Annotated in this window: 19 protein-coding genes; 5 read left to right on the forward strand and 14 right to left on the reverse strand. The window is 65.6% G+C overall.

All coding sequences use genetic code 11. The annotated features are described in order from the left end of the window. On the reverse strand, nucleotides 1-414 hold a 414-nt coding region (locus AC1DYI_RS07625), incomplete at its 3' end, for a hypothetical protein (protein ID WP_477203487.1). Nucleotides 415-621: 207 nt separating this feature from the next. Here AC1DYI_RS07625 and AC1DYI_RS07630 point away from each other — a divergent pair. Both AC1DYI_RS07630 and AC1DYI_RS07635 read left to right on the forward strand, forming a co-directional pair. Continuing rightward, the gene (locus AC1DYI_RS07630; RefSeq protein WP_477203488.1) at nucleotides 622-1,986 is read left to right on the forward strand and encodes an oligosaccharide flippase family protein; all 1,365 of its coding nucleotides are present in this window, start codon (nucleotides 622-624) and stop codon (nucleotides 1,984-1,986) included. Nucleotides 1,987-1,999: 13 nt separating this feature from the next. After that, the gene (locus tag AC1DYI_RS07635) at nucleotides 2,000-2,947 is read left to right on the forward strand and encodes a glycosyltransferase family 2 protein (RefSeq protein WP_477203489.1); all 948 of its coding nucleotides are present in this window, start codon (nucleotides 2,000-2,002) and stop codon (nucleotides 2,945-2,947) included. Between the two features lie 24 nt (nucleotides 2,948-2,971). Here the strand turns inward: AC1DYI_RS07635 and AC1DYI_RS07640 are convergent, their stop codons facing one another. From AC1DYI_RS07640 to AC1DYI_RS07685, 10 genes are all read right to left on the reverse strand, one after another. After that, nucleotides 2,972-4,225, reverse strand: coding sequence for a glycosyltransferase family 4 protein (locus tag AC1DYI_RS07640; protein ID WP_477203490.1), 1,254 nt, complete (start codon nucleotides 4,223-4,225; stop codon nucleotides 2,972-2,974). Between the two features lie 202 nt (nucleotides 4,226-4,427). Continuing rightward, a complete protein-coding gene (locus AC1DYI_RS07645; RefSeq protein ID WP_477203491.1) occupies nucleotides 4,428-6,275 on the reverse strand; it encodes a hypothetical protein in 1,848 nt (615 codons plus the stop codon). Between the two features lie 310 nt (nucleotides 6,276-6,585). Continuing rightward, nucleotides 6,586-8,433, reverse strand: coding sequence for a hypothetical protein (locus AC1DYI_RS07650; protein WP_477203492.1), 1,848 nt, complete (start codon nucleotides 8,431-8,433; stop codon nucleotides 6,586-6,588). Nucleotides 8,434-8,689: 256 nt separating this feature from the next. Continuing rightward, complete coding sequence (gene epsI, locus AC1DYI_RS07655) at nucleotides 8,690-9,391, reverse strand: exosortase-associated protein EpsI, B-type (RefSeq protein ID WP_477203493.1); 702 nt, start codon at nucleotides 9,389-9,391, stop codon at nucleotides 8,690-8,692. Nucleotides 9,392-9,393: 2 nt separating this feature from the next. Beyond that, nucleotides 9,394-10,248 (reverse strand): exosortase B, encoded by an 855-nt coding sequence (xrtB, locus tag AC1DYI_RS07660; protein ID WP_477203494.1) that lies wholly within the window; start codon nucleotides 10,246-10,248, stop codon nucleotides 9,394-9,396. A 52-nt stretch (nucleotides 10,249-10,300) separates the two neighbouring features. Next, on the reverse strand, nucleotides 10,301-11,209 hold the full coding sequence (locus AC1DYI_RS07665; protein WP_477203495.1) for a polysaccharide biosynthesis tyrosine autokinase: 909 nt from the start codon (nucleotides 11,207-11,209) through the stop codon (nucleotides 10,301-10,303). Continuing rightward, nucleotides 11,209-12,633, reverse strand: coding sequence for a chain length determinant protein EpsF (gene epsF / locus AC1DYI_RS07670; RefSeq protein WP_477203496.1), 1,425 nt, complete (start codon nucleotides 12,631-12,633; stop codon nucleotides 11,209-11,211). Before epsF ends, AC1DYI_RS07665 begins: the two co-directional genes overlap by 1 nt. Before the next feature lie 21 nt (nucleotides 12,634-12,654). Continuing rightward, nucleotides 12,655-13,464 carry a polysaccharide export protein EpsE gene (epsE, locus tag AC1DYI_RS07675; RefSeq protein WP_477203497.1) on the reverse strand — a complete coding sequence of 270 codons (810 nt, stop codon included), beginning with the start codon at nucleotides 13,462-13,464 and terminating at the stop codon, nucleotides 12,655-12,657. 62 nt (nucleotides 13,465-13,526) lie between these two features. Then, nucleotides 13,527-14,582 carry an EpsD family peptidyl-prolyl cis-trans isomerase gene (locus AC1DYI_RS07680; RefSeq protein WP_477203498.1) on the reverse strand — a complete coding sequence of 352 codons (1,056 nt, stop codon included), beginning with the start codon at nucleotides 14,580-14,582 and terminating at the stop codon, nucleotides 13,527-13,529. A gap of 120 nt (nucleotides 14,583-14,702) precedes the next feature. Then, entirely contained in the window at nucleotides 14,703-15,536 is an 834-nt protein-coding gene (locus AC1DYI_RS07685) for a hypothetical protein (protein ID WP_477203499.1), read from the reverse strand. A gap of 279 nt (nucleotides 15,537-15,815) precedes the next feature. On the opposite strand from AC1DYI_RS07685, the gene AC1DYI_RS07690 reads away from it, so the two are divergent. Further along, entirely contained in the window at nucleotides 15,816-16,805 is a 990-nt protein-coding gene (locus tag AC1DYI_RS07690) for a hypothetical protein (protein WP_477203500.1), read from the forward strand. A 108-nt stretch (nucleotides 16,806-16,913) separates the two neighbouring features. Here the strand turns inward: AC1DYI_RS07690 and AC1DYI_RS07695 are convergent, their stop codons facing one another. Continuing rightward, nucleotides 16,914-17,597 carry a sulfotransferase family 2 domain-containing protein gene (locus AC1DYI_RS07695; RefSeq protein WP_477203501.1) on the reverse strand — a complete coding sequence of 228 codons (684 nt, stop codon included), beginning with the start codon at nucleotides 17,595-17,597 and terminating at the stop codon, nucleotides 16,914-16,916. A 150-nt stretch (nucleotides 17,598-17,747) separates the two neighbouring features. Here AC1DYI_RS07695 and AC1DYI_RS07700 point away from each other — a divergent pair, with 150 nt between their 5' ends. Next, complete coding sequence (locus AC1DYI_RS07700; RefSeq protein WP_477203502.1) at nucleotides 17,748-18,845, forward strand: hypothetical protein; 1,098 nt, start codon at nucleotides 17,748-17,750, stop codon at nucleotides 18,843-18,845. Between the two features lie 85 nt (nucleotides 18,846-18,930). Here the strand turns inward: AC1DYI_RS07700 and AC1DYI_RS07705 are convergent, their stop codons facing one another. Both AC1DYI_RS07705 and AC1DYI_RS07710 read right to left on the reverse strand, forming a co-directional pair. Beyond that, nucleotides 18,931-19,860 (reverse strand): sulfotransferase family protein, encoded by a 930-nt coding sequence (locus AC1DYI_RS07705; protein WP_477203503.1) that lies wholly within the window; start codon nucleotides 19,858-19,860, stop codon nucleotides 18,931-18,933. A gap of 112 nt (nucleotides 19,861-19,972) precedes the next feature. Next, nucleotides 19,973-20,737 (reverse strand): sulfotransferase family 2 domain-containing protein, encoded by a 765-nt coding sequence (locus AC1DYI_RS07710; RefSeq protein WP_477203504.1) that lies wholly within the window; start codon nucleotides 20,735-20,737, stop codon nucleotides 19,973-19,975. A gap of 2 nt (nucleotides 20,738-20,739) precedes the next feature. Between AC1DYI_RS07710 and AC1DYI_RS07715 the strand changes: the two genes are divergently transcribed. Beyond that, entirely contained in the window at nucleotides 20,740-21,450 is a 711-nt protein-coding gene (locus AC1DYI_RS07715) for a sulfotransferase family 2 domain-containing protein (protein ID WP_477203505.1), read from the forward strand. The last annotated feature ends 153 nt before the right edge of the window (nucleotides 21,451-21,603 follow it).

The following is a 21,603-nucleotide window of genomic DNA, read 5'->3' on the forward strand; positions in this document are numbered from 1 at the left end:
CAGCAGGCCCGGGCGGCGCGGGCCTTTCTTCGGCATCATCACCATCGCCGGCACCAGCAGTGCAAAGCTGAGCGCCCGCGAATGGGTCATCTCGAAGAAATTGCTGATGCTGCCCAGGCCAGGGATGTAGGCCCCGACATTGGGGACCGCCATCAGCAGCAGCGCCCACAGGATGGCCGCGCGCTCGGCCCGATCACCATCGGGCGCCAGGAACATGGCGACGACAGCCGGCATCGCCACCGCATAGATCCAGATGGTGGGCGCGACGAAAGACAGGGCGGTGACCAGCAGGAAGGCCCAGCGCCACCGACGGATCTCGGGGCGGGCCGTTGCCGGCCAGGCCGCGCTGGCCATCCAGAACACGGGCAGCGCGACGGCCAGAATGACGATCAGCGCCTTGAGGTAAGCAAGCATGGAGCGGGGAAATGCCGCGACAGGCGGCGGGGCAAGCGTACCTCATGGTCCCCACGTCGCACCGCCGCGCGCATCGGCGCGGTGTGTCACCGTTGGCACTGCGGCACGCCATGGCTGGTTGGAGTCGCCCCCCAAAAGGCAAGGCCAGGCGCCGTCGCGACCCTTGTTCTTGGAGACAATAGGCGGCTTTGCCCAGACCTCCGCCCAATGCCTGATGCCACCCCTGCCGACACGCCGGCCCCCAGCAGCCTGCGCCAGCGGGCCGGATCGGCGGCCCTGTGGATCGGTCTCGGCTTTGCGCTGACGCAGGCGGTGCGCCTGGGCAGCAGCATCGTGCTGACGCGCCTGCTCGCACCCGAGATGTACGGCCTGATGACGATGGGCACGGTCGTGATCTCGGCCGTCGTGATGATGTCGGACTTCGGCTTCTCGCAAAGCGTGATCCACAACCCGCGCGGCGACGACCCCGAGTTCCTCAACACCATCTGGTCGCTGCAGATCGGCCGCGGACTGGCGCTATGCCTGCTGATGAACGTGGCGGCGCTGGTGATGTACACCTCGCACAGCTGGTGGCCTGGCCTGCTGCGCGGCAGTTATGCCGACCCGCACTTGCCGGGCGTGGTGGCGATCCTGTCGCTGGTGCCGATCGCGATGGGGCTCGAATCGACCAACCTGGCGCGGGCCCAGCGTGCGCTGGCGATGGGCCAGGTGGTGCGCAACGAGGTCATCGTGCAGCTGGGCGTGACCACGCTGATGATCGTGCTGTCGATGCACTGGCCGGAGTTCTGGGTGCTGCCGCTGGGCTGGGTGGTGTTCTCGGGCAGCGTCACGCTGCTGAGCCACCTCACGCTGCCGGGGCCACGGAACCGGCTGGGCTGGGACCGCGCCGCGGCCAGCGCGGCCTGGCATTTCTCGAAATGGATTCTGCTGTCGTCGCTGCTGACCTACCTGTTCCGCGAAGGCGACCGCATCCTGCTAGGCGGGCTGCTGACCTCGGCCGAGCTGGGCATCTACGCCGTCGGCGCGCTGCTGGTCAACGCGACGCGCGAGGTGATCTACCGGCTGGCCGCGTTCGTCGGCATGCCGGCGCTGGCCGAGGTGGCGCGCGAGCAGCCCGAGCGGCTGCGCCAGGCCTACAAACAATGCCGCCTGCCGATCGACGCGGTCTGCCTGTTCGGTGCCGGTTTCCTGTTTGCCGCGTCCGACCGCATCATTGGCCTGATCTACGATGGCCGCTACAGCGCGGCGGGCCATGCGCTGGCGATGCTGTCGCTCGGGCTGATTGCCTTCCGCTACACGGTGATGGACCAGTACCTGATCGCCACCGGCGAGACTAAGCAGCTGTTCAAACGCGGCGTGCTGCAGAACGTGGTGCTGTACACCGCCGTTCCCGTGGGCTTCTCGCTGTGGGGCATGACTGGCGCGCTGGCCGGCATCTTGCTCGCGCAAGCGGCCGTGGTGCCTTTCATGTTCAAGATCCAGCACGATCGCGGTCTGCTCGACTGGCGATTCGAGTTTGGCACCCTCGCCATCTTCCCGCTGGGGTGGGGCGCAGGCTGGCTAGTGAGTTGAAATTCCTCTTCTGATGCAACTGACCACCATCATCGTCAGCTACAACACGCGCCACCTGCTGGACGAGTGCCTGGCCGATCTGCACCGGGCTGAAACAGCCATCGGCGGCGGCGTTTGCGTGGTGGTCGACAACGCCTCGCGCGACGGTTCGGCCGAGCACATGATCGAGCACCACCCGGACGTGCAGCTGATCCGGCTGGAGCAGAACGTGGGCTTCGGCCGCGCCAACAATGCCGCGCTGCCCAGGGTGCACACGCCGTTCGTGCTGCTGCTGAACACCGACGCCTTCATGACGCCGGAGTCGATCCAGCGGTCGCTCGACTACATGCAGGCGAACCCACGCTGTGGGGTGCTGGGCGCCCGGCTGCTGAACCGCGACGGCAGTCCTCAACCCAGCGCGCGACGCTTTCCGACACCGTGGAACACGTTTCTGCTGCAGGCCGGGCTGGAGCGCTGGTTCACCGGCACGCCGCGCATCGACCCGTCCGACTTCGACGCCGAACGTGCACAGGAATGCGACTGGGTGCCGGGCTGCTACTACCTGATCCGCAAGTCGGTGATCGACCAGGTCGGCCTGTTCGACCCGCTGTTCTTCCTCTACGCCGAAGAGGTCGACCTGTGCCGCCGGGTCAAGAACGCCGGCTGGCAGGTGCATTACTTCCCCGATGCGCGGGTCGTCCACCTGGGTGGCGAGAGCGCCAAGTCGGACGGCGAGGTCACCGCCAGCCGGCAGATCGACGCGCTGTCAATCGAGAGCAACCTGCTGTACTTCCGCAAGCACCATGGCCGCAGCGGCCTCGCCGCCCACGTGGTGTTCGAAGGCCTGGCCGCCCTGCTGGTCGGCACGCGCGAGCTGGTGCGGCGCAGCAGCCTGGCGCGGTTGAGCACCGGCATGCTGCGCTGGCGCGCCACCCTGGGGCTGCTGTGGCAGACCCGGTTCGGAACGACGCCCACGCGCTGACCCCAAGGCGCTCCGCCAGCGGGTTCAAACCTTGCGGTAGAGCGCCAACCACTGCGCCATCACCTCGGGCCAGCACCAAGCGCGGGCCTGCTCGCGCGCGGCGAGCGACATGCGTTCGGCCAGCGCCGGGTCTTCGGCCAACTGGTCCAGGCAGTTGGCGATGCCGTGCGTGATCGCTGGCACGCTGTCCGGCGCCACGAGAAAGCCCGATTCGCCGTCGCGCACCAGCAGCTGCGGGCCGCCCCAGTCCAGGCAGACGGGCGGCAAGCCGAGCGCCATCGCCTCTTGCACGACGATGCCGTTGGCATCTTCGAGGCTCGGCAGCACCATGCCGCGGTAGGCACCGAAGCTGGCGATCAGGTCTTCGTGCCGCTCGTACCAGTCGAGAAAACGCACCCGCTGCTGCAAGCCGAGCTCTTCGACCAGGGCCCGGCAGGCGGCCAGCTCGGGCCCCCGACCCACCACATCCAGCTCGATCGGCAGCCGGGTCTGCACCAGGCTGCGCAGCGCCAGCGAAGTGCCTTTGTGAAACACCAGCCGGCCGAAGTGCACGAAGCGCAGGTTGGTGCCCCGGTGCGTCAGGCGCGGACGTTCCAGCAAGGCTTGCGGCACGCCGCAGTCGACCGTGTCGACCAGTGTCGCCGGGTCGATGCCGGCCGCCAGCAGTGACTGGCGGGTGCGTTCACCACCCGCCACCAGGATCATCTCGGCTCGGCGCTTGAAGATCGGCTGCCAGCGGCGGAACCATTGCGTTGGCATGTGCAATCGGCGCCGCAACGACGCACTGAGGCTTTCGCGGTGGCGAAACAGCGCCGGGTAGTAGATGTTGCCGTTCAACGGCCCGAGCACATTGGGAAACCGCCGCGACAGCCAGCGCGGCATCACCGGGGAGTTCGGCTCGACCTGGTGGATCACCACCTTCTGCCCCGGCTCAGCGCGCTCGGCCGCCAGCTGTTCCGCCATGTGGACAGCCTTCCAGCAAAACCACGGGTTGAGCAGCGCACGCAGCACCCCCGAGCCCCAGATCGTGCGCGAGACCCAGGTGTCGGTGACGAAGTGGACCCCGGCCAGGCCCAGCCGCTGCGTGACCTCGGCACGGTTGCGGTCGTGGGTGATCTGCAGCGTGTTGGGCAGCACGCGGCGCAGCTCGCGCAGGATCTGCAGCGCCTTCATGGCTTCGCCGCCCATCTGCTCGGAGACATTGGGCGCAATCAGGATCACGAGCAAGCCGGCGGAGGGCTCGGTCGGGTTCAAGGTCAGAAGGCGGGCAACGGTCATGGCCAACAAGGACGTTGGGCCCGCAGCATAAAGCCTCGGGGCCCGCTGCCACGACGCAGTCGATATGCGCCGCGGGAGCAAGCCCCGGAAGGTATGCAAGAAGAAGGCCGCCGGAGCTGGCGCCACCGTCGGCTCGAGGCAAGTAAAAAGCCGCCGGGCTTTTCAGCGCCGGCGGCTTGAGGGATCAGAGCTTCAGGTCAGCTTAGCGGGTGCAACCAGTCCACCAGCATTGCTTGGTGTCGCGGTACGGCAGGACGGCTTGCCACTTGACGTTGCTGGTCTGGTTCTGCGTTTCCTTCAGGCCCCAGACGCCGTACTTGCTGGGCTTGTACACGTGGTTGAACAGCGTGTAGGCCTGGCCACCAACCGCTTGCCAGTCGGCCAGCGTGCGGGTGTAAGCGGTCGCCATGCGGGGGTCGCGGTTGGCGGCGGTCATCAGGTTCAGCCATTGCTGGTCGGTGTCGCCGGGGGCCATGATCAGATGCTGACCACCTTCGTAAGCCATCAGCGGCAGGCCGCGGGCGGTGGCTTCGTTCTTGTTGGCGGTCATCCAGGTCTTGACTTGGGCGACAGCACCGTCAATGTAGGCTTCGCGGGTCTTGCCATACAGCGGCGGGGTGACCTTGTTGCCGTTGACATCTTGGCCCAGGATTTCCTGGAACAGCTTGTTCAGGCCGCCATCCGGCTCGCTGTACCAGGTCTTGACCGTGCTGCGCACCGACATGTCACCGATGTAGCCACCGAAGTAAGGCGCCACCGACATCGCGTCCATGCCCTTGTAGCAAGCCTGGCCGATCTTCGAGACCGCGTACGGGCAGTCCATCTGCATCTTGCTCACCCAGGAATTCGAAGCCTGGCCGTTGAACACGCACTTGACGCGGTTGGCATCGGCACCGAATTCGGTCTTGATGATCTTGCACAGCTGAGCCGAGCGCATGCCGTACCAGCTGGGCTGCAGGTCATAGACGCTGACGCCCTTGGCGATCTGGTCGGGCCAGGTCGCAGCGGCTTGGTCACGCATCCACAGCGACTGGCTGAAACCGTAGTTCCAGGGCTCGTTGCTGTACTCGACGATCAGGTTCAGCTTCGGGGCCAGCACTTGCTTGAGCTGGCGAGCGAACTTCAACGCGTAGTCGTCGGTGGCGTGGGTCGGCAGGTTGATCCAGGGATCGGCACCCACTTCGTTGGCCAGCGACACCATCGCGTTCACCGGCACACCGGCGGAGCCGGTCCACAGCGCGTCGTTCCAACGCGGACGGTCTTCCCAGTTCGCCAGCGGCGAGGTGTTGGTACGGTTCCAGTCCAGGAAACGCAGGGTGCGGAAGCCCTTCAGGTCATTGACGTAGTTCGGGTGCCAGATGCGGCCGTCGAGGTTCTCGAAGGTGACCAGCGTGCCCAGGCCCTTGGCCGTGCAATCAGCCGAGGTCAGCGCGAAGACAGACTTGTCGTTCGAGCAGACACCGCCCGGGGGCAGCACGCGGATGTTGCGGATGTAGTTGTTCGGGTTCGTCGCACGGATCGTCAGCAGCATGCCTTCGCTGCCACTGTTCGTGACGTTGACGATGTCGCGGCCGGCGGTCGACTCGGCGGCCACCTTCGAGCCAGCCATCGCGTATTCGATCGTGCCTTCGCCGTCATACACCACGGTGTACTTGCCGGCGGCGTGGATGCGGGCGTCGTCTTGGAACATCAGGACCGACACAGAGCGGTACTTGACGTTGGTGTCGCCGGCGGCCGGCAGGCTCTTCGGCCAGCCGTTCTCGTCCACGACCATCTTCGACTGTTCCAGCGTGTCCCAGCCGCTCTGGCCGTTCGCGAAGTTCTTGCAGCTGGCGTCACGCGGGTAGGTGCACTGGGTGAACCAGCCACCGGCACGCTTGAACTGGTCGATCGTCGCCACGTCCGGCGAGAAGTAATCGAAACCGTTCAGGTTGACGCCCACGCCGTGGTTCGACGGGGTGCCAGCGGCCTGGACGGAAACCGAAGCGGTCAGCGCCAACACCGTGGCAGCGGCCAGCGAGGCGGGGCGGGAGAGCAGGTTGAATTTCATCGATTGGACCTTTTGTGAACGGTGGGCCATGCAGGCGTTGGGTAGGGGTCTTATCGCTACACCGAACATCTTCATGAGCGACGCGTTGTGATTCGACCGGCAGGGGGCCTCGCTAAGCCGCCATCCGCAAGAAAACCTATGGTTCTGAAACCAAAGGCAACTCGGGTGTTTTTCATGTTCTTTTCCACAGATCAAGCATTCAAGTCGGCTGATAAGGACGACTCAGATGGGCTCAAACTGCAGCCCGCGTACAAGTTGTGACGGGCTTTTGACCCGCCACCGGAGACCAAAAACTGACCCAGACCGGCCGTCATTGCAGGCACCCCGCCCACCAGCAAAGCTGGTTGTCACGAGCCGCCTTGACCGCCTGCCACTTGGGGAAAGCGTCGGAGAACTGGGTTTCTTTCAAGCCCCAGGCGCCCCATTTCGAGGGCCGGGAGGCATGGTTGAACCAGACGAACAGCTGGCCGCCTGCGGCCTGCCAGTCGGCCAGATGGCGCTGGTAGGCCCGGCCCATGCGGGCGTCCCGGTTAGCAGCTGCTATCAGATCGAGCCAGGCCTGGTCGTCTTCGCTGCCGGCAGGTGGCGTCAGGTGCTGGYCACCTTCGTAAGCCCACAGCGGCAGGCCGTAGGCGTCAGCCTGGCCCTTGGCGCTGCGCATCCAGCCGCGCGACTGGGTCAGCGCGCCGCCATCCGGCGCTTGCGCATGGCGGCCTTGCAGCGGCGTCTTGGCAGCATGGCCCTGGCCGTCTTCAGCCACCAGTTCCTGGAACACACGGTTCAGGCCGTCGGCCTCGCGCGGCCAGCCGGCCACCAGCGGCTTCAGCTCGGCGGTGCCGAGGTAGCCGCCGAAATACGGGGCAATTGCCAGCGCGTCGACCCGCTTGGCGCAGGGCGCGCCCAACATGGGTGCGGCTTGCGGGCAGGCCAGGGTCTGGCGGGTCAGTTCGGGGTTGGCCGCCTGGGCATTCAGCACGCAGCGCACCGGCGCGGCCTGGCCGGCCCATTCGGCCTTGATGGCCTGGCAGATCTGGGCCGAGCGCCACGCATACCAGTTCACGGCCAGCGCGGCTTCGCTGTCGGCCTTGGCCTTTGGCCATTGGGCGCGGGCGCGCTGCAGCATCCAACCGGCCACCGGGAAGACCTGGTTCCACGGCTCGTTGGCGTATTCAACGATCGCGGTCTGGCCCGGTGCGAGCTGGGCCTTCAGCAGTTTGGCGAAGCCGCGTACGTAGTCGTCGCTGGCCTGCATCGGCAGGTTCAGCCAGGGGTCGGCGCCAGCCACGCGAGCCAGGTCCAGCATCGCCTCGACAGGCACGCCGCCCGCCGAAGCCCAGGTGGCCGAGGCCAGACGCGGGCGATCGGCCCAGTTGGCCAACGGCGAACTGTTGGTCTTGCCCCAGTCCATGAAACGCAGCACGCGGAAGCCGCGCAGGTCCTGCACGAAGCGGGGGTGCCAGCGCTGGTCAGCCGGGAAGTGCTCAAAAGGGACGAAGGTGCCCTGGCTCTTGGCGTCGCAACCGTCTGCCGCCTCGGCATAGTGGCCGAGGTCGCGCTGGCAAGCGCCGCCGGGCGGGAAGACGCGGATGTTGCGCAGCGGATCTTTCGGGTCGGTCGCCTTGATCGAGATGCGCCAGCCGCCGTCGGCCCGGTTGTCGACCTGCACCACATCGCGGCCGTGGTGCGATTCACGCTCGATCTTGCGGCCGATCAGGTCGTGCACCAGCACGCCCTTGCCTTCATAAGTGACTACATACTTGCCCGCGGGGTGGGAACGACCGTTGTCGTTGAACAGCAGCACGGCCACCGAGCGGAACCGGGTCTGGGCGTCGTCGGCGTTCGGCAGGCGGCGCGGCCAGCCCTGTTCGTCCAGCTCGAGCTTGGCCTGTTCGCCGGTGTCCCAGGCGCTGGCGTCCTTGCCGAAGTCACGGCAGGTCTTGTCTTGCGAGGGCTCACACTGGGTCAGCCAGCCGGAGCTGCGCTTGAACTGGTCGACCAGCGGAAAGTCAGGGCTGAAGTAGTCCCAGGTCGCGAGGTTCAGGCCGACGCCGGAGCGGAAGGGACGCGCGGGTGAGCTGGCACCACCGGCCGCCACCGCACCGGCAGCACCGAGGCACAACAGGCTGGCGACGCTCGACCGACGGCCCCGGGCGCTCATGCGCCGCATGCCGTCTGGCCGCTGCCAGCGTATTCCCTCCTCCACGCCCTCGAACAAACTGCCAACTCCGTCATCAATTTGATATTGGTGCCTCCCCAACCTAGGGGGGCCGACTCAGCGGCGGATGATGCATGGGAGGAAAGCCGTTAGGCGTGACAGCCCCCGTTCAATTGGTAAGCGAATGCTGCAAATTCGGGGTTAGCCCCAACCGAGGTAACGATCGACACGTCGGGAAACCCCGAGTTCGATGGATCGATCAGGGCAGCGCAGCCAGCCGTCGGCGGTCGGCCGACGGCAGGCTGGTCAGCAGGTCGCGGATGAACTGGTCCTGCAGCGCAAAAGCGTCGGCGGTGTTGGTGTTGATCGACGACACGCGGACCAGCATGCCGTCGACAATCTCGCCTTGCAGGCCGTGGCGGATCTCGGCCAGGCGCTTGTCCAGGCTGCCCATCGTCAATTCGTCGCCGATCACCGTCCAATAGGTGACCGGCTCGTGGCGGACTGTCGAGAACACGGTCTCCAGCCGCCGCACCGGCAGGCGCCCCATCGGCAGGTCGAGTTGGTCCTCACGCCGGTTATTCAGCTGGAAGCCCTGCGCCGGATAGCAGACCTCGGGGTAGTGCATCTGCAGGCTGACATCGGACTGATCGGCGCCATAGGCGATCGACAGCATGATGCGTTCGCCCGGCCCGCGAACATAGGTCCGCTCCAGCGTCTCGGTGTACAGGCGCCGCAGCAGCGCCTCGGTCTGCGGGTTGACGACCATGCCACGGGCCCGGTTGTCGACGGTCCAACCGTTGAAGCTGGCCGGCACGGCATCGGCCAGTTTGAACGACCCGCGCCGGTCGGCCATGCGCCGGGTCGGGATCATCACCGTGCCCAGCGCGGATGCCCCGGCCATCAGCACCGCCGCCAGCACGGCGCGGCGGGTCAGCGGCGGTGGGGCGTCGTGCGACATGGCTAGGCTTTGGGCCGGTGCAGCCAGCGCAGCACCGAATCGCAGGCGACGATCAGCAGCAGTRCCGACAGGAACAGCACGATGCCGGCCAGGCCGTGCAGAAAGCCTTGGCCGGCCGCATCACCCAGGTGGTAGGTGATCAGCGCCAGCGCGATCACGCGGATCACATTGGCCGCGAACGAAATCGGCACGATCAACAGCGCCAGCGCCAGGTTGCGCCACAGCGAAGCCGAGCGGACCACGTTCAGGTACAGCAAGCCCATCGCCTCGAGCGTGAACAGCGTGTACAGCCCGGCGCAGGCGTCCGCCACCAGCAACTGGTAGGGCCCGACCTGCAGGATCACGCCGCTGCGCGCCACCGGATAGCCCACGCCATACAGCAAGTTGGCCGCCACCGTCGACACCGCCAGTTTCATCGGCTGGGTCACGGTCTCGACCAATGCGGCCGGCAATGGCACCAGGAAGAGCATGAAGAAGAGCGGGAACCACATCGCCTTCAATGGCCTCGGCCCCCGCAGCAGCAGCAGCATCCCCGCCAGCGCGGGCAAGGCCGACAAGGCCTGCGCGCTGAGGATGCGCTGGGAGCGGCCGAAGACATGCATCAGCAGCGCCAGCGCCAGCAGCGACCAGCCCCAGCCCGCGCGGGTGGGGTCGGTACCCGACGGCCAGGCCAACGATTCGCGCTGACGCCAGAACAGCCAGAGGCACAGCACCAGCACGACCGGACCGTGGCCCTGCTCGTCGGTCGACCAGATCACCGTCGCGAGGTCGCGCAGCGTCGGCGCATACAGCGCCGCGAAGCCCGCCAGCACCAGCGCCCAGTGCAGCCCGCTGCGTGCGCTCGGGTCCGCTGTCATGGAGGAGCCCGGGTTGGCAGCGGGCTTCAACAAATGGCGCCTCGGGTTCGGTTCAGAACTCGTTCATCACCACGCCGGCCAGGCGTGATTGGCCGGCCTGCAGCGAGACCACCATGTCCTGCAGCTTGGCCACCTTGCTGGCGTTGCGCCGCGCGACCACCAGCGCCGCACCGCAGCGGGCGGCAATGACCACCCCGTCGGTGCCGAAGACGGCGGCCGGCGTGTCGATCAGCACATGGTCGAACTTGGAGGTCAGCTCACGCAGCAGCAGGCCGAACGCCGGCCCTTCGACCAGCTCCAGCGGGTTGGGCGGTTGCACGCCGACCGGGATGACCCACAGGTTCGGCACATCGGCCACCGCCTTGACCACGTTCTTGCCGCCGCGGCCGGCCAGCAGGTTCGACAGCCCGCGCGAGTTGTCGATGCCGAAGATCTGGTGCATGCGGGCGCCACGCATGTCGGCGTCGACCACCAGCACCTTGGCACCCAGCTGGGCCAGCGCCACCGCCAGGTTGGCGCAGAAGTAGGTCTTGCCGTCACCGGTGTCGGGGCTGACGACGGCCAGCGCCCGGCGCTGGGTCTCGTCCTCCGAATGCGTGCGCATCAGGATCTGGCTGCGGATCGCGCGAAACGCCTCGGCCTGGTGGCCGAAGGGCTGGGTCAGCGCGACCAGCTCAGGGTTGGCCCGACGACGGTCTTCGTCGCCATAGGCGTACTGAAACTGCTGCGACAGCGCAAACAGCACGTCTTCGGCGTTGGCCAGCCCCAGCGCGATGGCAGCCTCGCCGAAGCGCAGCTTGTGCTCGCGTTGGTACTTGCTGATGCGCTCGACGTCTTCAGCGCTCAGGTTGCGTGCATCGCGAATCAGCTCGCCGATGGCGCGAACCTTCTGATCGTTCTGCTCCAGCGCCTGAACCGACTCGAGGTCCGGCTCCTCGCCGGGCCCGCCCTTGGGGTTCATCATGTTCCCTTGCCCGGCGCTGGCAATCGCCGGCCCGAGATCATGCGGTCTTGCGCCTGGGCCAGCTGCACGCGCATGCGGCGGCCGATGGCCGGCGTCGGCATGATGCCGATCACCGGCAGGCCGAGCGCGGCCACGGCGTCCGATGGCACGCGGATGCGCTTGTCGAGCTGCTCGAGCGCGAAGGCCACGCCCAGGCCAACGGCGATGCCGAAGAAGACACCGATCAGCAGGTTGGCCGCCACCTTGGGCGACGACGGCGCCCCCGGCGGCGTGGCGCGCGCCAGCATCGAGGCATTGCTCTGCCGGTTCTGGCTTTCCAGGTTGCTCTGGTTATAGCGGTTCAGCAGCAGATCGTACGAGCGCTGGGCGTTCTCGACGTCGCGCGCCAGCACCGAGCTCTGGTCGCGCACTTCCTTCATGCGCAGCACTTTGGCCCGTTGTTCTTCCAGGCTGGCGCGGACTTGGCCCTCGCGGGCGCGGTCGATGCGCGCGCTGACCGACACGCTGCCGGTGACGTTGCGGGTCTCGGCGGCCAGCCGCGCTTTCAGGTCGTTCAGCGTGGAACGCGCCTCGACCACCTGCGGGTGCTGGTCGCCATAGCGGGAGCTCAGCTCACGCAACCTGGCCTCGGCCCGGCCAACGTCGGCCTTCAGCGGCGCCAGCACCGGGCTGTTCAGCACCTCGCTGAGGTTGTCGTTGGCCGCCAGGGCCCGGCTCGACGATTCGCCGGACACGCCCTGCATCGACACCAACTGCTGGCTCAGCATGTTGAGCCGGTTCATCTCGACGTCGAAGCGCTCGTCGGTCGCGATGATGCCTTGCGCCTGCTGGAACTTGGACAGGTGCTGTTGCGCGCTTTCGAGCGCCGTGCGGGCCTCGTCGACCTGTTTGCTGAAGAAACCGCTGTACTCGCGCGCCGGGTCGACACGCAACTCGACCGCTGTCTCGAGGTAGGCCTGGACAAAGGCGTTGGCCAGCGTCGCGACGAACTGCGGCTCGGTGCCCCGGTAGGCGACGTTGACCACGTTGCTGCCGGCGCGGGCCACCTGCACATCGAGGTTGCGCAGCATGAAGTCGACCAGCCAGTCTTCGATCGTGCCGTCGCCCTTGCTGACCTTTTCCCACAGCTTGCGGATCTCGGGCACCTCGGTCAGTTTGAGGTTGCGCACGACGCGCAAGGCGACGCGGTCGCTGCGCAGCACCTCGACTTGGGTGTTCATCATCGCCGGCGACGCGGCGCCGCCATACAGCATGGCGGCCACCGGATCCGGCTTGATGTCGATCACCAGCGTGGCGGTGGCGGTGTACATCTTCGGCGCCAGCACGGTGTAGGCCACTGCGGCCCCCAGCACCAGCACGAAGGCCAACACCGCCGGCAGCCAGCGGGCACGCAAGACGGCGATCAGGTTGGCAAGGTTCATTGCATCAGGCTCGGGTTCGGCTCAGAACAGGCTTTCGCGAACGAAAACCACGTCGCCGGTTTGGAGCGCATCGTCGAGCGTGAGTTCAAGCGACTGCACCTGGCCGTTGGCCCCGCGCCGGCTGACCCGCAAGCCTCGCTGCGTGCCGCGCTGCGTCAAGCCGCCGGCGCTGGCCAGCGCCTGCATCACCGTCATGCCGCGCTCCAGCCGCAGCTGACCGGGCCGTTGGACTTCGCCGTACAGGTAGATCACCGGGTAGCGGTCGACCCAGATCGCATCGCCTGGCTGGATCACGATGTCTTCGTTGCGGCCATTGGGCGCGAAAACGCGCGGCAAGTCCACCTCGCGGCGGAAAGGTTGCCCGTTGCGCAGGCCGGTGACCACCACGGTGTCGGAGCCGGCGCTGGTGGCCACGCCACCCGCCAGCGCGATGACATCGGTCAGCCGCATGCCGGCCACATCGAGCGGGATCCGGCCCGGCCTGCCGACCTGGCCCAGCACGTTGACCTGGTTGGCGCGCACCTGGGTCACCATCACGGTGATTTGCGGGTTCTTGACGAAGTCACCCTTCTTCAACGCGCTGGCCAGCGCGGCCTCGGCCTCGTTGATGGTCAGGCCGCCGAGGCGGATGGCGCCGATCAAAGGGTAGCTGATGACGCCAGTCTCGGTCAGGCGGGTCTCGAGCGACAGGTCGGGACTTTGGTAGACGGTGATGCGCACGGTGTCACCGGCGCCGATGCGGTACTGGTCCTGCTCGGTCTTCGACTCGGCAGCGGGCTGGGCGGTGGCCGCCAGCGGGGCCATGGCAATGCTGGCCAACACCAAGCCCACGGAGCAAGCCGTCAACACGGCAGCCACCGATCTCGACCTGTGGCCGACTGACACGCGATCATTCATTTCAGTCCCATCCCTTTCTTTGCAATGTTCGGATCCATGCCGCTGCCAGCAGACGCCGGTTGCGGCGCAGCGTCGGGCACTTTCATCTGCACCGGATCGGGCGAGCCTTCGGGCATCGTCAACTGCACCGGCGCCGGCGCCATCGCTGGCAGGTTGGCGGCCGAGGCCGCGGTCGACGGCGTACCGGCAGCGCCCGGGCCCCCGACGAACTTGCCCTGGTAGCTGATCTGGGCCGCGGTGCGCAAGGCCTTCAGGTTGTCGTCGATCGCCCGGCGCTTGGCCAAGGTGGCGAGGTACTGCTCGATCGCCGGTGCGGCGCGCTCGAAGCTGACCGGCTCGATGCGCGAGGCGGCAATGAACACAACGCGCAGGCTCGGCGCTTCGGACAGCACGGCCGACTCACCGTCCTTCATCTTGGAGAAACGATCGACCAACCCCATCGGCAACTGCTCGGCCGGCTTCACCGAGTGGCTGCCGGTGTAGCGCAAACCTTCGGCCTTCAGCGCCTCGGCGAACTCGTCGGCGGTCTTGGCCTTGGCCAGCCGCTCGTTGACCCAGGCCTGCTTGGCCGGCGGTGCATCGATCACCAATTCCTGCAGCGAATAGACGCGACGTTCCTTGAACAGCGCAGGCGTCGCGTCGTAGAAGTTGCGCGCCTCGTCCGAGCCGGCACGGGTCACCCCCTGGGTCACGCGCTCCTTGTAAGCACGCGCCAGCACCTCTCGCCGCGCGGCCTCCAGCGCCTGCACCACCTGCGGGTCGCGGTCGAGCTTGAGTTCGACCGACTTCTGCACCGCCAGTTCCTGGTCGATCAGGGTTTCGAGCACACGTTTGCTGGCCACATCGAGCTGGTCGGGCCGCACGCTGCGGTCTTGCTGCAACACGAAGTTGACCTGGTGGACCGTGATGTCGCTCTGGTTGACGCGAGCCGCCACCTGCGTGGCCTCGGTTTTGCGCTCACCGCAACCGGTCATGCAGACTGCCACGCCAACCGCGACCGGTAGCATCAGCCATCGGGCCCCGCAGGGCAGCGTCTTGTCTCGGGGCGTCATGCGGGTTCGGCTCCCAGGCTCCCGGGGGCGGAGCCCATGCTGGGGCAAGCTGCGCCGCAGGAGGCGGCGGTTGCCAACGATTCTACGAACGCCCGGCCGCCCCGGCCCGACGCCGCTGCTTCAAACGTGGGGGCGCTGATAACCGAAGCGTTCAAGGAAGAATTTCTCTCGTCGGGCGACCAGGTCCACCGACGCTTCATCGTAGAAGCGCTCGGTGCGGGCGGGCCGGYCGCTGGCCTTGGTGTCATAGATCATCTTGCGCTGTTCATCGCTGAGGGCAATGCCCGCGCGCTCCAGTGCCGTGACCAGATCCTCCGTCAGGCTGTCCTGCCGGATCACATGCTGCACGATACTGTTCTGGGCCTCGAAAGCGCGCAGGCCTTCCTGGGTGCCCACCGTGACCGGCATCTGCGCCGTGCCGCGCACATACAGGTTGAAGTAGCGGTAGGTCATCATGCCCGCGATCTTGCCGATCGGCGACTTGGCCATGTTCGGATCCACCGTGCGGCGCGTCTGCAATGAGCAGGCCACGCGCAGCCACTCGCGAAACGCTTCGACGTTCTCGGGGTCGGCATACCAGAAGCTCTTGGCGCGCTCAGCACTCAGGTCTTCGGGCAACACCACACGCTTGACCTGGTCGGCCGGCGCCTGCTCGGTACGGGCCTTCGCGTTGGCCTCCAACTTCTCGGTCACCTTGACCCAGGCCTTGTCGCTGGTCAGCCGCTGGTACAGGTCACCTTGCTGTGCACAACCGGCAGTCCACAGCGACAGATACCAACCCCAGGGATCACGTACCGAGCCGAACACAGGCCGGCCGCTGGCCAGCACGCCTTCAGGCGGCGCCTTGTGCTTGTTGTCGACCTCGCCACCGACGATTTTCAACAGCAGCTTCTCGACATGCGATGCGCCGGTGTTGCGAAACTCAATGAAGACCAATTTGTCGGCGATCAGCATGCAAGCACGTCCTAGGAAAATCAACAACGATAAGCAGCACCACGCCCGGCCATTGGGACCGTGCGAAGGCGCTGCGATGATAGTCGAGACGTGAGAGCTGACTGGCCCTTGCCGAAGTGCGAATCAACACACGATCGGAGGGTCGCGGCATTGTTCTTGCGTAGACACGCTGTGCTAGTATCAAAGTGCTACTTTCATGGCACTCGCGCTGTGCCGGAACCGAAGGCCGTAGAGCTGAGGTAAGGCGCTCCCACCCCGCAACCTTACAAGCAGTGATCAATGTTTAATCTTGTGCCCGATGAGGGTTCCGACATTCCCTATCTGCCGGACAACAACGCCGAAATCACGCGCGAAGCCGCGTCGACGGTGGAGCTGAAAGGCGATTGGACGATCCCCGCCAAGGCCATCACCGTGATGCGCGTCAAGACGGGCAAGTTCACTGTCAATGTGTCGATCAACACACTGCGCCCGGCGCAGAAGTTGGTAGTGACCTTCCAAGGTGCGCGCGCCGGTGGCAAGGAAACGACCAGCGCGATGCGCCCGATGTTCGCGCGCCGCAACTACGAGGCGCTGTTCGAGGCGCCGATCCTGGCCATCAGCGACCCGATGACCGAGATCGACTGGAACTCCAACGTGCCCCGCTGCGGCTTCTACATGGGCACGCTGGAAGACGATCTGGTGCCTGAGCTCAACGCGTTGATCGACGTGTTCTGCGCCAAGCTGGGTCTGCCGGTCGACAACGTGATCATGTACGGCTCGTCAGCCGGCGGCACCTCGGCTATCCTGGTCGGCAGCCGCCGCACCAGCAAGACCGGCATCGTGGCCGTCTGCCCGTTCCTGCGGCCGGACAAGTACCGCGAAGGCGTCATCGCCGCCGGCATGCGCGCCATCGGCAAGACGATGGACGACTACGAAGAGATGATGCAGTCCACACCGTGGCGCTTCAACGCGTTGACCGCGCTGAAGGACGCCCATACCGGCGGTCAGGACATCCGCCTCGTGGTGGGTCAGAACGTCAAGGACGTGACGACCATCAATCGCCATTTCCCCGGGCTGTGGCGCCGCTGGGACATCGATCCCGAAGGCGGCGTGTCGCCGGACGGCCATGTGATGACGCTGATGTACAACTCCGCCGAAGCCGGCCACGGTCCGGAGCCGGTCGAGCTGTCGCTGCCGCTGTGGAAGCGTGCCATCGAGTTCTTCGATGCGCCGATCAAACGCACACCGAAGAAGGCAGGCAAGAAGAAGGCCGAAGCCGACGCCGAGTGAGCCGACGGGTTCGCAGGCACTGAATCAAGGGCGCCCACGGGCGCCCTTTTCGCTGGGCGCTGCTTGGGCCGTTCCGCCATTCGCCAATGCGAACGGCGCACCGGCAACTCAGCCGAATTTGTAGCCGAAGCGTTCGATGATCGGCGCGTACACCTGACCCACCAGCTCGCGGCTGGCGTCGTCGTAGAACTCGGTGTAGTGGCGCTTCTTGGCGCCTTCCTTGCGTTCGCTGGTGACGTTCTCGGAGACGATGGGGATCGGGTCGTTGACCCCCAGGCGTTTGAGCACTTCGTCGAAGCCGTCTTGCAGGGCCTCGAAGCGGATCACGTAGTCCGCATGGTTCAGGTACTCGAGCGGGCCCTTGATGGTGCTGCCCTTCTCCTGATGGCGGTGCAGCTGGCCCCCGATCCATTCGGCGAAGGGTTGATCCTGTGCCGCGTCCATGCTGGCCTTGATCTTCGGGTTCTCTTGTGCCCAACGGTACTTCTTGGGCTCGTTGACGAAACGCCCCTTGCGCTTGAGGTAGCGGCTGACCAGCAGGTCGTAAGGGTTGCGCACGCTGGTGAACTTGAACAGGCCGTCCAGCTGTTCCCGCGTCATCAAGCCGGCGTCTTGCAGGTCTTGCCAGGTGGCGTGGTGCTTCTTGATCTGCAGATCACCCTCGCGGCGCAGGTCCCAATCGGGCATCGCATGGCCGTCCAGCGAACGCTGCAACGTCTTCGCGATGGCCTTGCTTGCCGTCTGCGGATTGGCAAAGAAGATGTACTTGAAACGAGACGAGTAGACAGCCACAGCAACCCCCCAGTTTCTCTGCCGGAGCAGGTCTGGCGCCACGTCTGGCCCCCTATACTTCTCTGAGCCAGGCCGAGGAAACCAGCGCACACCATGCTTACTTCCGACAAACTGATTCTCGTTGAACTTCACAAATCCGGCTCCGCCCGTTTGAAGAAACTTCTAGGGGATTTCGTGGGCGGAGAAACCAGCGGCAAGCACGCTGGCTATGCCGACGAGTTGGTGGCAACGGGCAAGCCCATCGTGGGCTATGTGTGCAACCCTCTGACCTGGTACCTGACACAGTGGCAGCTGGGCTGCGCCGGCAAGGGCGACATCCACAAACGCCTGACCGATCAGGAGCGTTGGGACCAGTTGCAAGCGCGTCGGGCCAACCGCCCGCTGAAAGAAGGCGCTCGGTCGAGCGCGCGTGAGATCCCCGAAGGTTGGAACGCCGACTACGCCAAGAAGGCCTGGTACGCCGACGCCGAAAGCCCGGAAGCCTTTCGCGAGTGGTTAAAGATGGTCTTGACCAACCGCGCCATCCGCCGTTTGGTGGACTCAGGCTACGCCGGATCGCCTGTCAACAAGTTGGCGGGTTTGATGACCTACCACCTGTTCACGAGCTTCGTGCGCGGCGGCGAGAACGTCGACAAATCGATCGACAGCCTCGAAGCGCTGGAGGCTCTGGGCGCAGCCAACGCGATCACGCCTCACTTCATCCGCGCCGAGTCGATCGGCACCGACCTGCTGCAGGTGCTGACGACGCTGGGCATCCCGCTGACCACTGAGCAACGGGCCGAGGTCGATGCGCTGAAGGACCGCGGCGGAGTCGCTGCCAAGGCCATCCAGCGTTTTTACGACGTGCCCAGCCTGCGCATGGTCGCCAAGCGCGACGAGCTGATCAGCAAGCTGTTCGGCTACACCGCGCCGCCTACAGTGCCCGACCCCGAGACCTTCGGCCGCAAGCCCGGCAAAAACAAGGCGGACAAGGCAGACAAGCCGCCACGCGCCGAAGGCGCGAAGCTCAGCAAGGCCGAGAAGGAACAAAAGCGCCTGGCCCGCGAGCAGCGCCAGGCCAAGAAGGCCGCCAAGGGCGCGGGCGATGGCAATGGCGCCAAGAAGGCCAATTCAGCACGCGCCGAAGCCAAGATGAACCCGGCCCAGGCCAAGACCGCCAAGGCGGCGAATCCGAAGGCGACCAAATCGCCCAAGCCAGTCAAGGCCGCCAAGGCCCAGCCGATGGACGACGAGGACGACGACGAGTAAGCCGTCGGAGCCCCCAAACAGACACGGCCGCATCAGCGGCCGTTGTTCTTTCTGCGGGCTGCCGGAGCGCCCGCCCGCCTCGCAATCAGCCGAGCACGCCCGGATTGCTCCATTGATCGAGCCAGGGCGCGCAGGCCTTCTGAATTCTCTCGATCTCTTCGGCGGTCAGGACTTTGTGCGCGTCCGAGGCGCGCTTCTGGATGGCATGCGCCTTTTCCGACTTGCCATCGGCCTTGCTGCCAGTGGCCTCCGACGCGATCATCGTCGGCACGAACTCCATGCCGACGAACTTGCAGATGGTCTGGATGGACTCCGTCGGCGAATCGATCAGCCAGTCGTACGGCGCCATGAACATGTCCTTGCCATGCGCAGGAACCGCGTCGTTGACGAGCTTGGTGAAGCGCTCGAAGACGCCGATCATTTCGTCGACGCCCTTGTCGAGCCAACCGGTCTTCTCGGGCGGCTCGCCGTCCGACTGGGCCTTGGCCAGACGCTTGCGGTACGAGGCCACCACATCGACCGGATCGCGGCTGCAGACCAGGATCTTGGCGTGCGGAAAGATCTCGAAGATCAGCTCCAGCTTGCGCAGGTGGCCTGGCGTCTTTTCCAGCGGATGGCGGCCGGGGTAGACGGTGTTGCCGGCGAAGTAGAAGAACGCCCGGATGGAGTCGGCTTCGGAAAGCTCACCAAATTCTTCTTCGTATGGCTCGACCCACTCGCGCAGCGCCATCAGGTTGGGCCGCCCCTTCAGGTAGGCCCGGGTCGGGAAGTGGATCGGGTCGACGTAGGGCTGGCGTGGCCGCAGGAAGATGAAGGTCTCGCGGCAGTTGGCGATGTCGAACATCGTCGGGTGCTGCGCGAACGCCACTTGCAGCATCGAGGTGCCCGAGCGCGCCAGCCCGACGATGAAGATCGGGCGGCTTTGCTCGCACCAGCGCCGCAGCTCGGCCAATTCGAACTTGGCGGCGGGCTCCGCTTGCGGCTTGCCTGACAGGCGTTGAAGCATGGTGCGCATGGCTTGCTACCAATTGTAGAAAGTTGAAAACAGTGGTGCCACCCTGCGGTGGCACCGTGCACGCCCTTCAAATGTGCGGAGGGGCGCGATGACTGCGCCTTGGGTGACCCGCTCAGGCCTTGAACCGAGGGTATCCGAAGGTCTCGAAGTCGTCCTGGTAGGCCTCATACAAGGCTTGCTCCACGTCGGGCTCATCGCGCAGCAGCTGCAGCAGGGCTTCGTCGTCGGCGTCGCTCTTGTTCCGCTTTGGTGCAGACAGCGCCTGCTTGGGGCGCTCCGGCAGACCCGGGATGGCGCGCTGCACACGCTCCAGATCGTCGTCGAGCGACTCCAGGTGACCCACCTCGTTGACCAGCAGCTTGCCGTCTTCATCGCACAGCCATTGCGTCTGCGACCACAGCAGCCGGTGGTACTGCTTGCGCTTGAGCTTGGGCGACAAGGCGAAGCTCTTGAAGTCGGGCATGTTCTCGATGAACTTCAGCCGGTCCATCTCCTTGTTGCCGCGCCAGCGCTTCATGAAATGGAAGGTGCTCTGCGCGCGTGCATACGGGTTGCGCACGATGCCGAACGAGAAATACGACTTCCACAGCTCAGGCCCCACGATGGCGCGGATTTCGCCGGCCGTGGCGTGCTTGGTCAGACCGAAACGCTTCTTGAATTCGTTCTGCAAGACTTCGCCCAAGGCCGTGCCGCCGACCTCGAGATCGCGATAACTGCTGTACTGGCTGAAGAGCTCGGTGACCGAAGTACCCGCGGACTTAGGGACGTGAACGAAGATGAATTTGTGGGTATGGTTGACGATCACAGGTCTCGGCTCCAATGTGCAGTCGCAGATAATACCGACTGCATGGCGACGCGATGCGTGCGAAAGAAACATCGATGATCATTTCACTCAACAAGCGCTACGTTTTCGTTCACATCCACAAGTGCGCCGGCACCAGCATCGAAGTCGCATTGGCCAAGTCGCTGAAGCACAACGACATCGTCTTGGGATCCACCAAGAGCGGCGAGAAGTACCAGGAGTTTTTCAAGCGCTCGATCGGCTTGAACAAACACAGCACCGCGCTCGAAGCGCGGGGCTTCCTCGGGGAGGCGATGTACGCGAAGTTCTTCAAGTTCGCGTTCGTGCGGCACCCGATCGATCGCCTGCATTCGCTGTACTCATACGCACTGAAGCTCGCGCATGACGCAGAGCTGACCGACGACGAGCGCCGCAATTTCAACGCGAACGGGCAGTGGCCGGATCGCCCGCCGTTTCGCTACAAGGCGGTGGCGGCGGCGCTTGAATCGAAGTCGTTCAGCGACTTCGCGCTGCACCCGCTGACCTGGGCCGATGCCGGCGCGCAACCACAGTGGCAAAGCGTCTGCAATGCGCAGGGCGAGTTGATTGTCGATTTCGTCGGCAAGGTCGAGTCGATCGAGCAGGACTTCACCCAGATCTGCGAGAAGCTCGAGGTCACCGTGCCGCTCGAAGTGCGCAACTCGAGCCACGAGAAGAAGTCGTCGCACGAACTGTCGTCGCTCGCGCTGTCGACGGTGCAAGACCGGTTCGCACGCGACTTCTCTTTGTTCGGCTACTCGGCAGAGTGAGCGCCCCCGGCGCTTGACGCAACAACGAGGCGGCACAAGGGTGCCGTCGATTGAAAAAGCCCGATCGCCGGGCATCCCAAACGAAAACGGCCGCTGTGAAGCGGCCGTTTTCGTATCAGGTGGTCAGCGGCCGAGGCCACCGCCGAACAATCT

This window comes from Ideonella sp. P3_A4 (assembly GCF_056403075.1).

What these genes read in the sequence shown, in the direction of transcription:
- AC1DYI_RS07630 (WP_477203488.1), top strand. Translation starts at nt 622, where the DNA reads ATGCCTGATGCCACCCCTGCCGACACGCCGGCCCCCAGCAGCCTGCGC.
- AC1DYI_RS07635 (WP_477203489.1), top strand. Translation starts at nt 2,000, where the DNA reads ATGCAACTGACCACCATCATCGTCAGCTACAACACGCGCCACCTGCTG.
- AC1DYI_RS07640 (WP_477203490.1), bottom strand. Translation starts at nt 4,225, where the DNA reads ATGACCGTTGCCCGCCTTCTGACCTTGAACCCGACCGAGCCCTCCGCC.
- AC1DYI_RS07645 (WP_477203491.1), bottom strand. Translation starts at nt 6,275, where the DNA reads ATGAAATTCAACCTGCTCTCCCGCCCCGCCTCGCTGGCCGCTGCCACG.
- epsI (WP_477203493.1), bottom strand. Translation starts at nt 9,391, where the DNA reads ATGTCGCACGACGCCCCACCGCCGCTGACCCGCCGCGCCGTGCTGGCG.
- AC1DYI_RS07665 (WP_477203495.1), bottom strand. Translation starts at nt 11,209, where the DNA reads ATGAACCCCAAGGGCGGGCCCGGCGAGGAGCCGGACCTCGAGTCGGTT.
- epsF (WP_477203496.1), bottom strand. Translation starts at nt 12,633, where the DNA reads ATGAACCTTGCCAACCTGATCGCCGTCTTGCGTGCCCGCTGGCTGCCG.
- AC1DYI_RS07680 (WP_477203498.1), bottom strand. Translation starts at nt 14,582, where the DNA reads ATGACGCCCCGAGACAAGACGCTGCCCTGCGGGGCCCGATGGCTGATG.
- AC1DYI_RS07690 (WP_477203500.1), top strand. Translation starts at nt 15,816, where the DNA reads ATGTTTAATCTTGTGCCCGATGAGGGTTCCGACATTCCCTATCTGCCG.
- AC1DYI_RS07705 (WP_477203503.1), bottom strand. Translation starts at nt 19,860, where the DNA reads ATGCGCACCATGCTTCAACGCCTGTCAGGCAAGCCGCAAGCGGAGCCC.
- AC1DYI_RS07710 (WP_477203504.1), bottom strand. Translation starts at nt 20,737, where the DNA reads ATGTTTCTTTCGCACGCATCGCGTCGCCATGCAGTCGGTATTATCTGC.
- AC1DYI_RS07715 (WP_477203505.1), top strand. Translation starts at nt 20,740, where the DNA reads ATGATCATTTCACTCAACAAGCGCTACGTTTTCGTTCACATCCACAAG.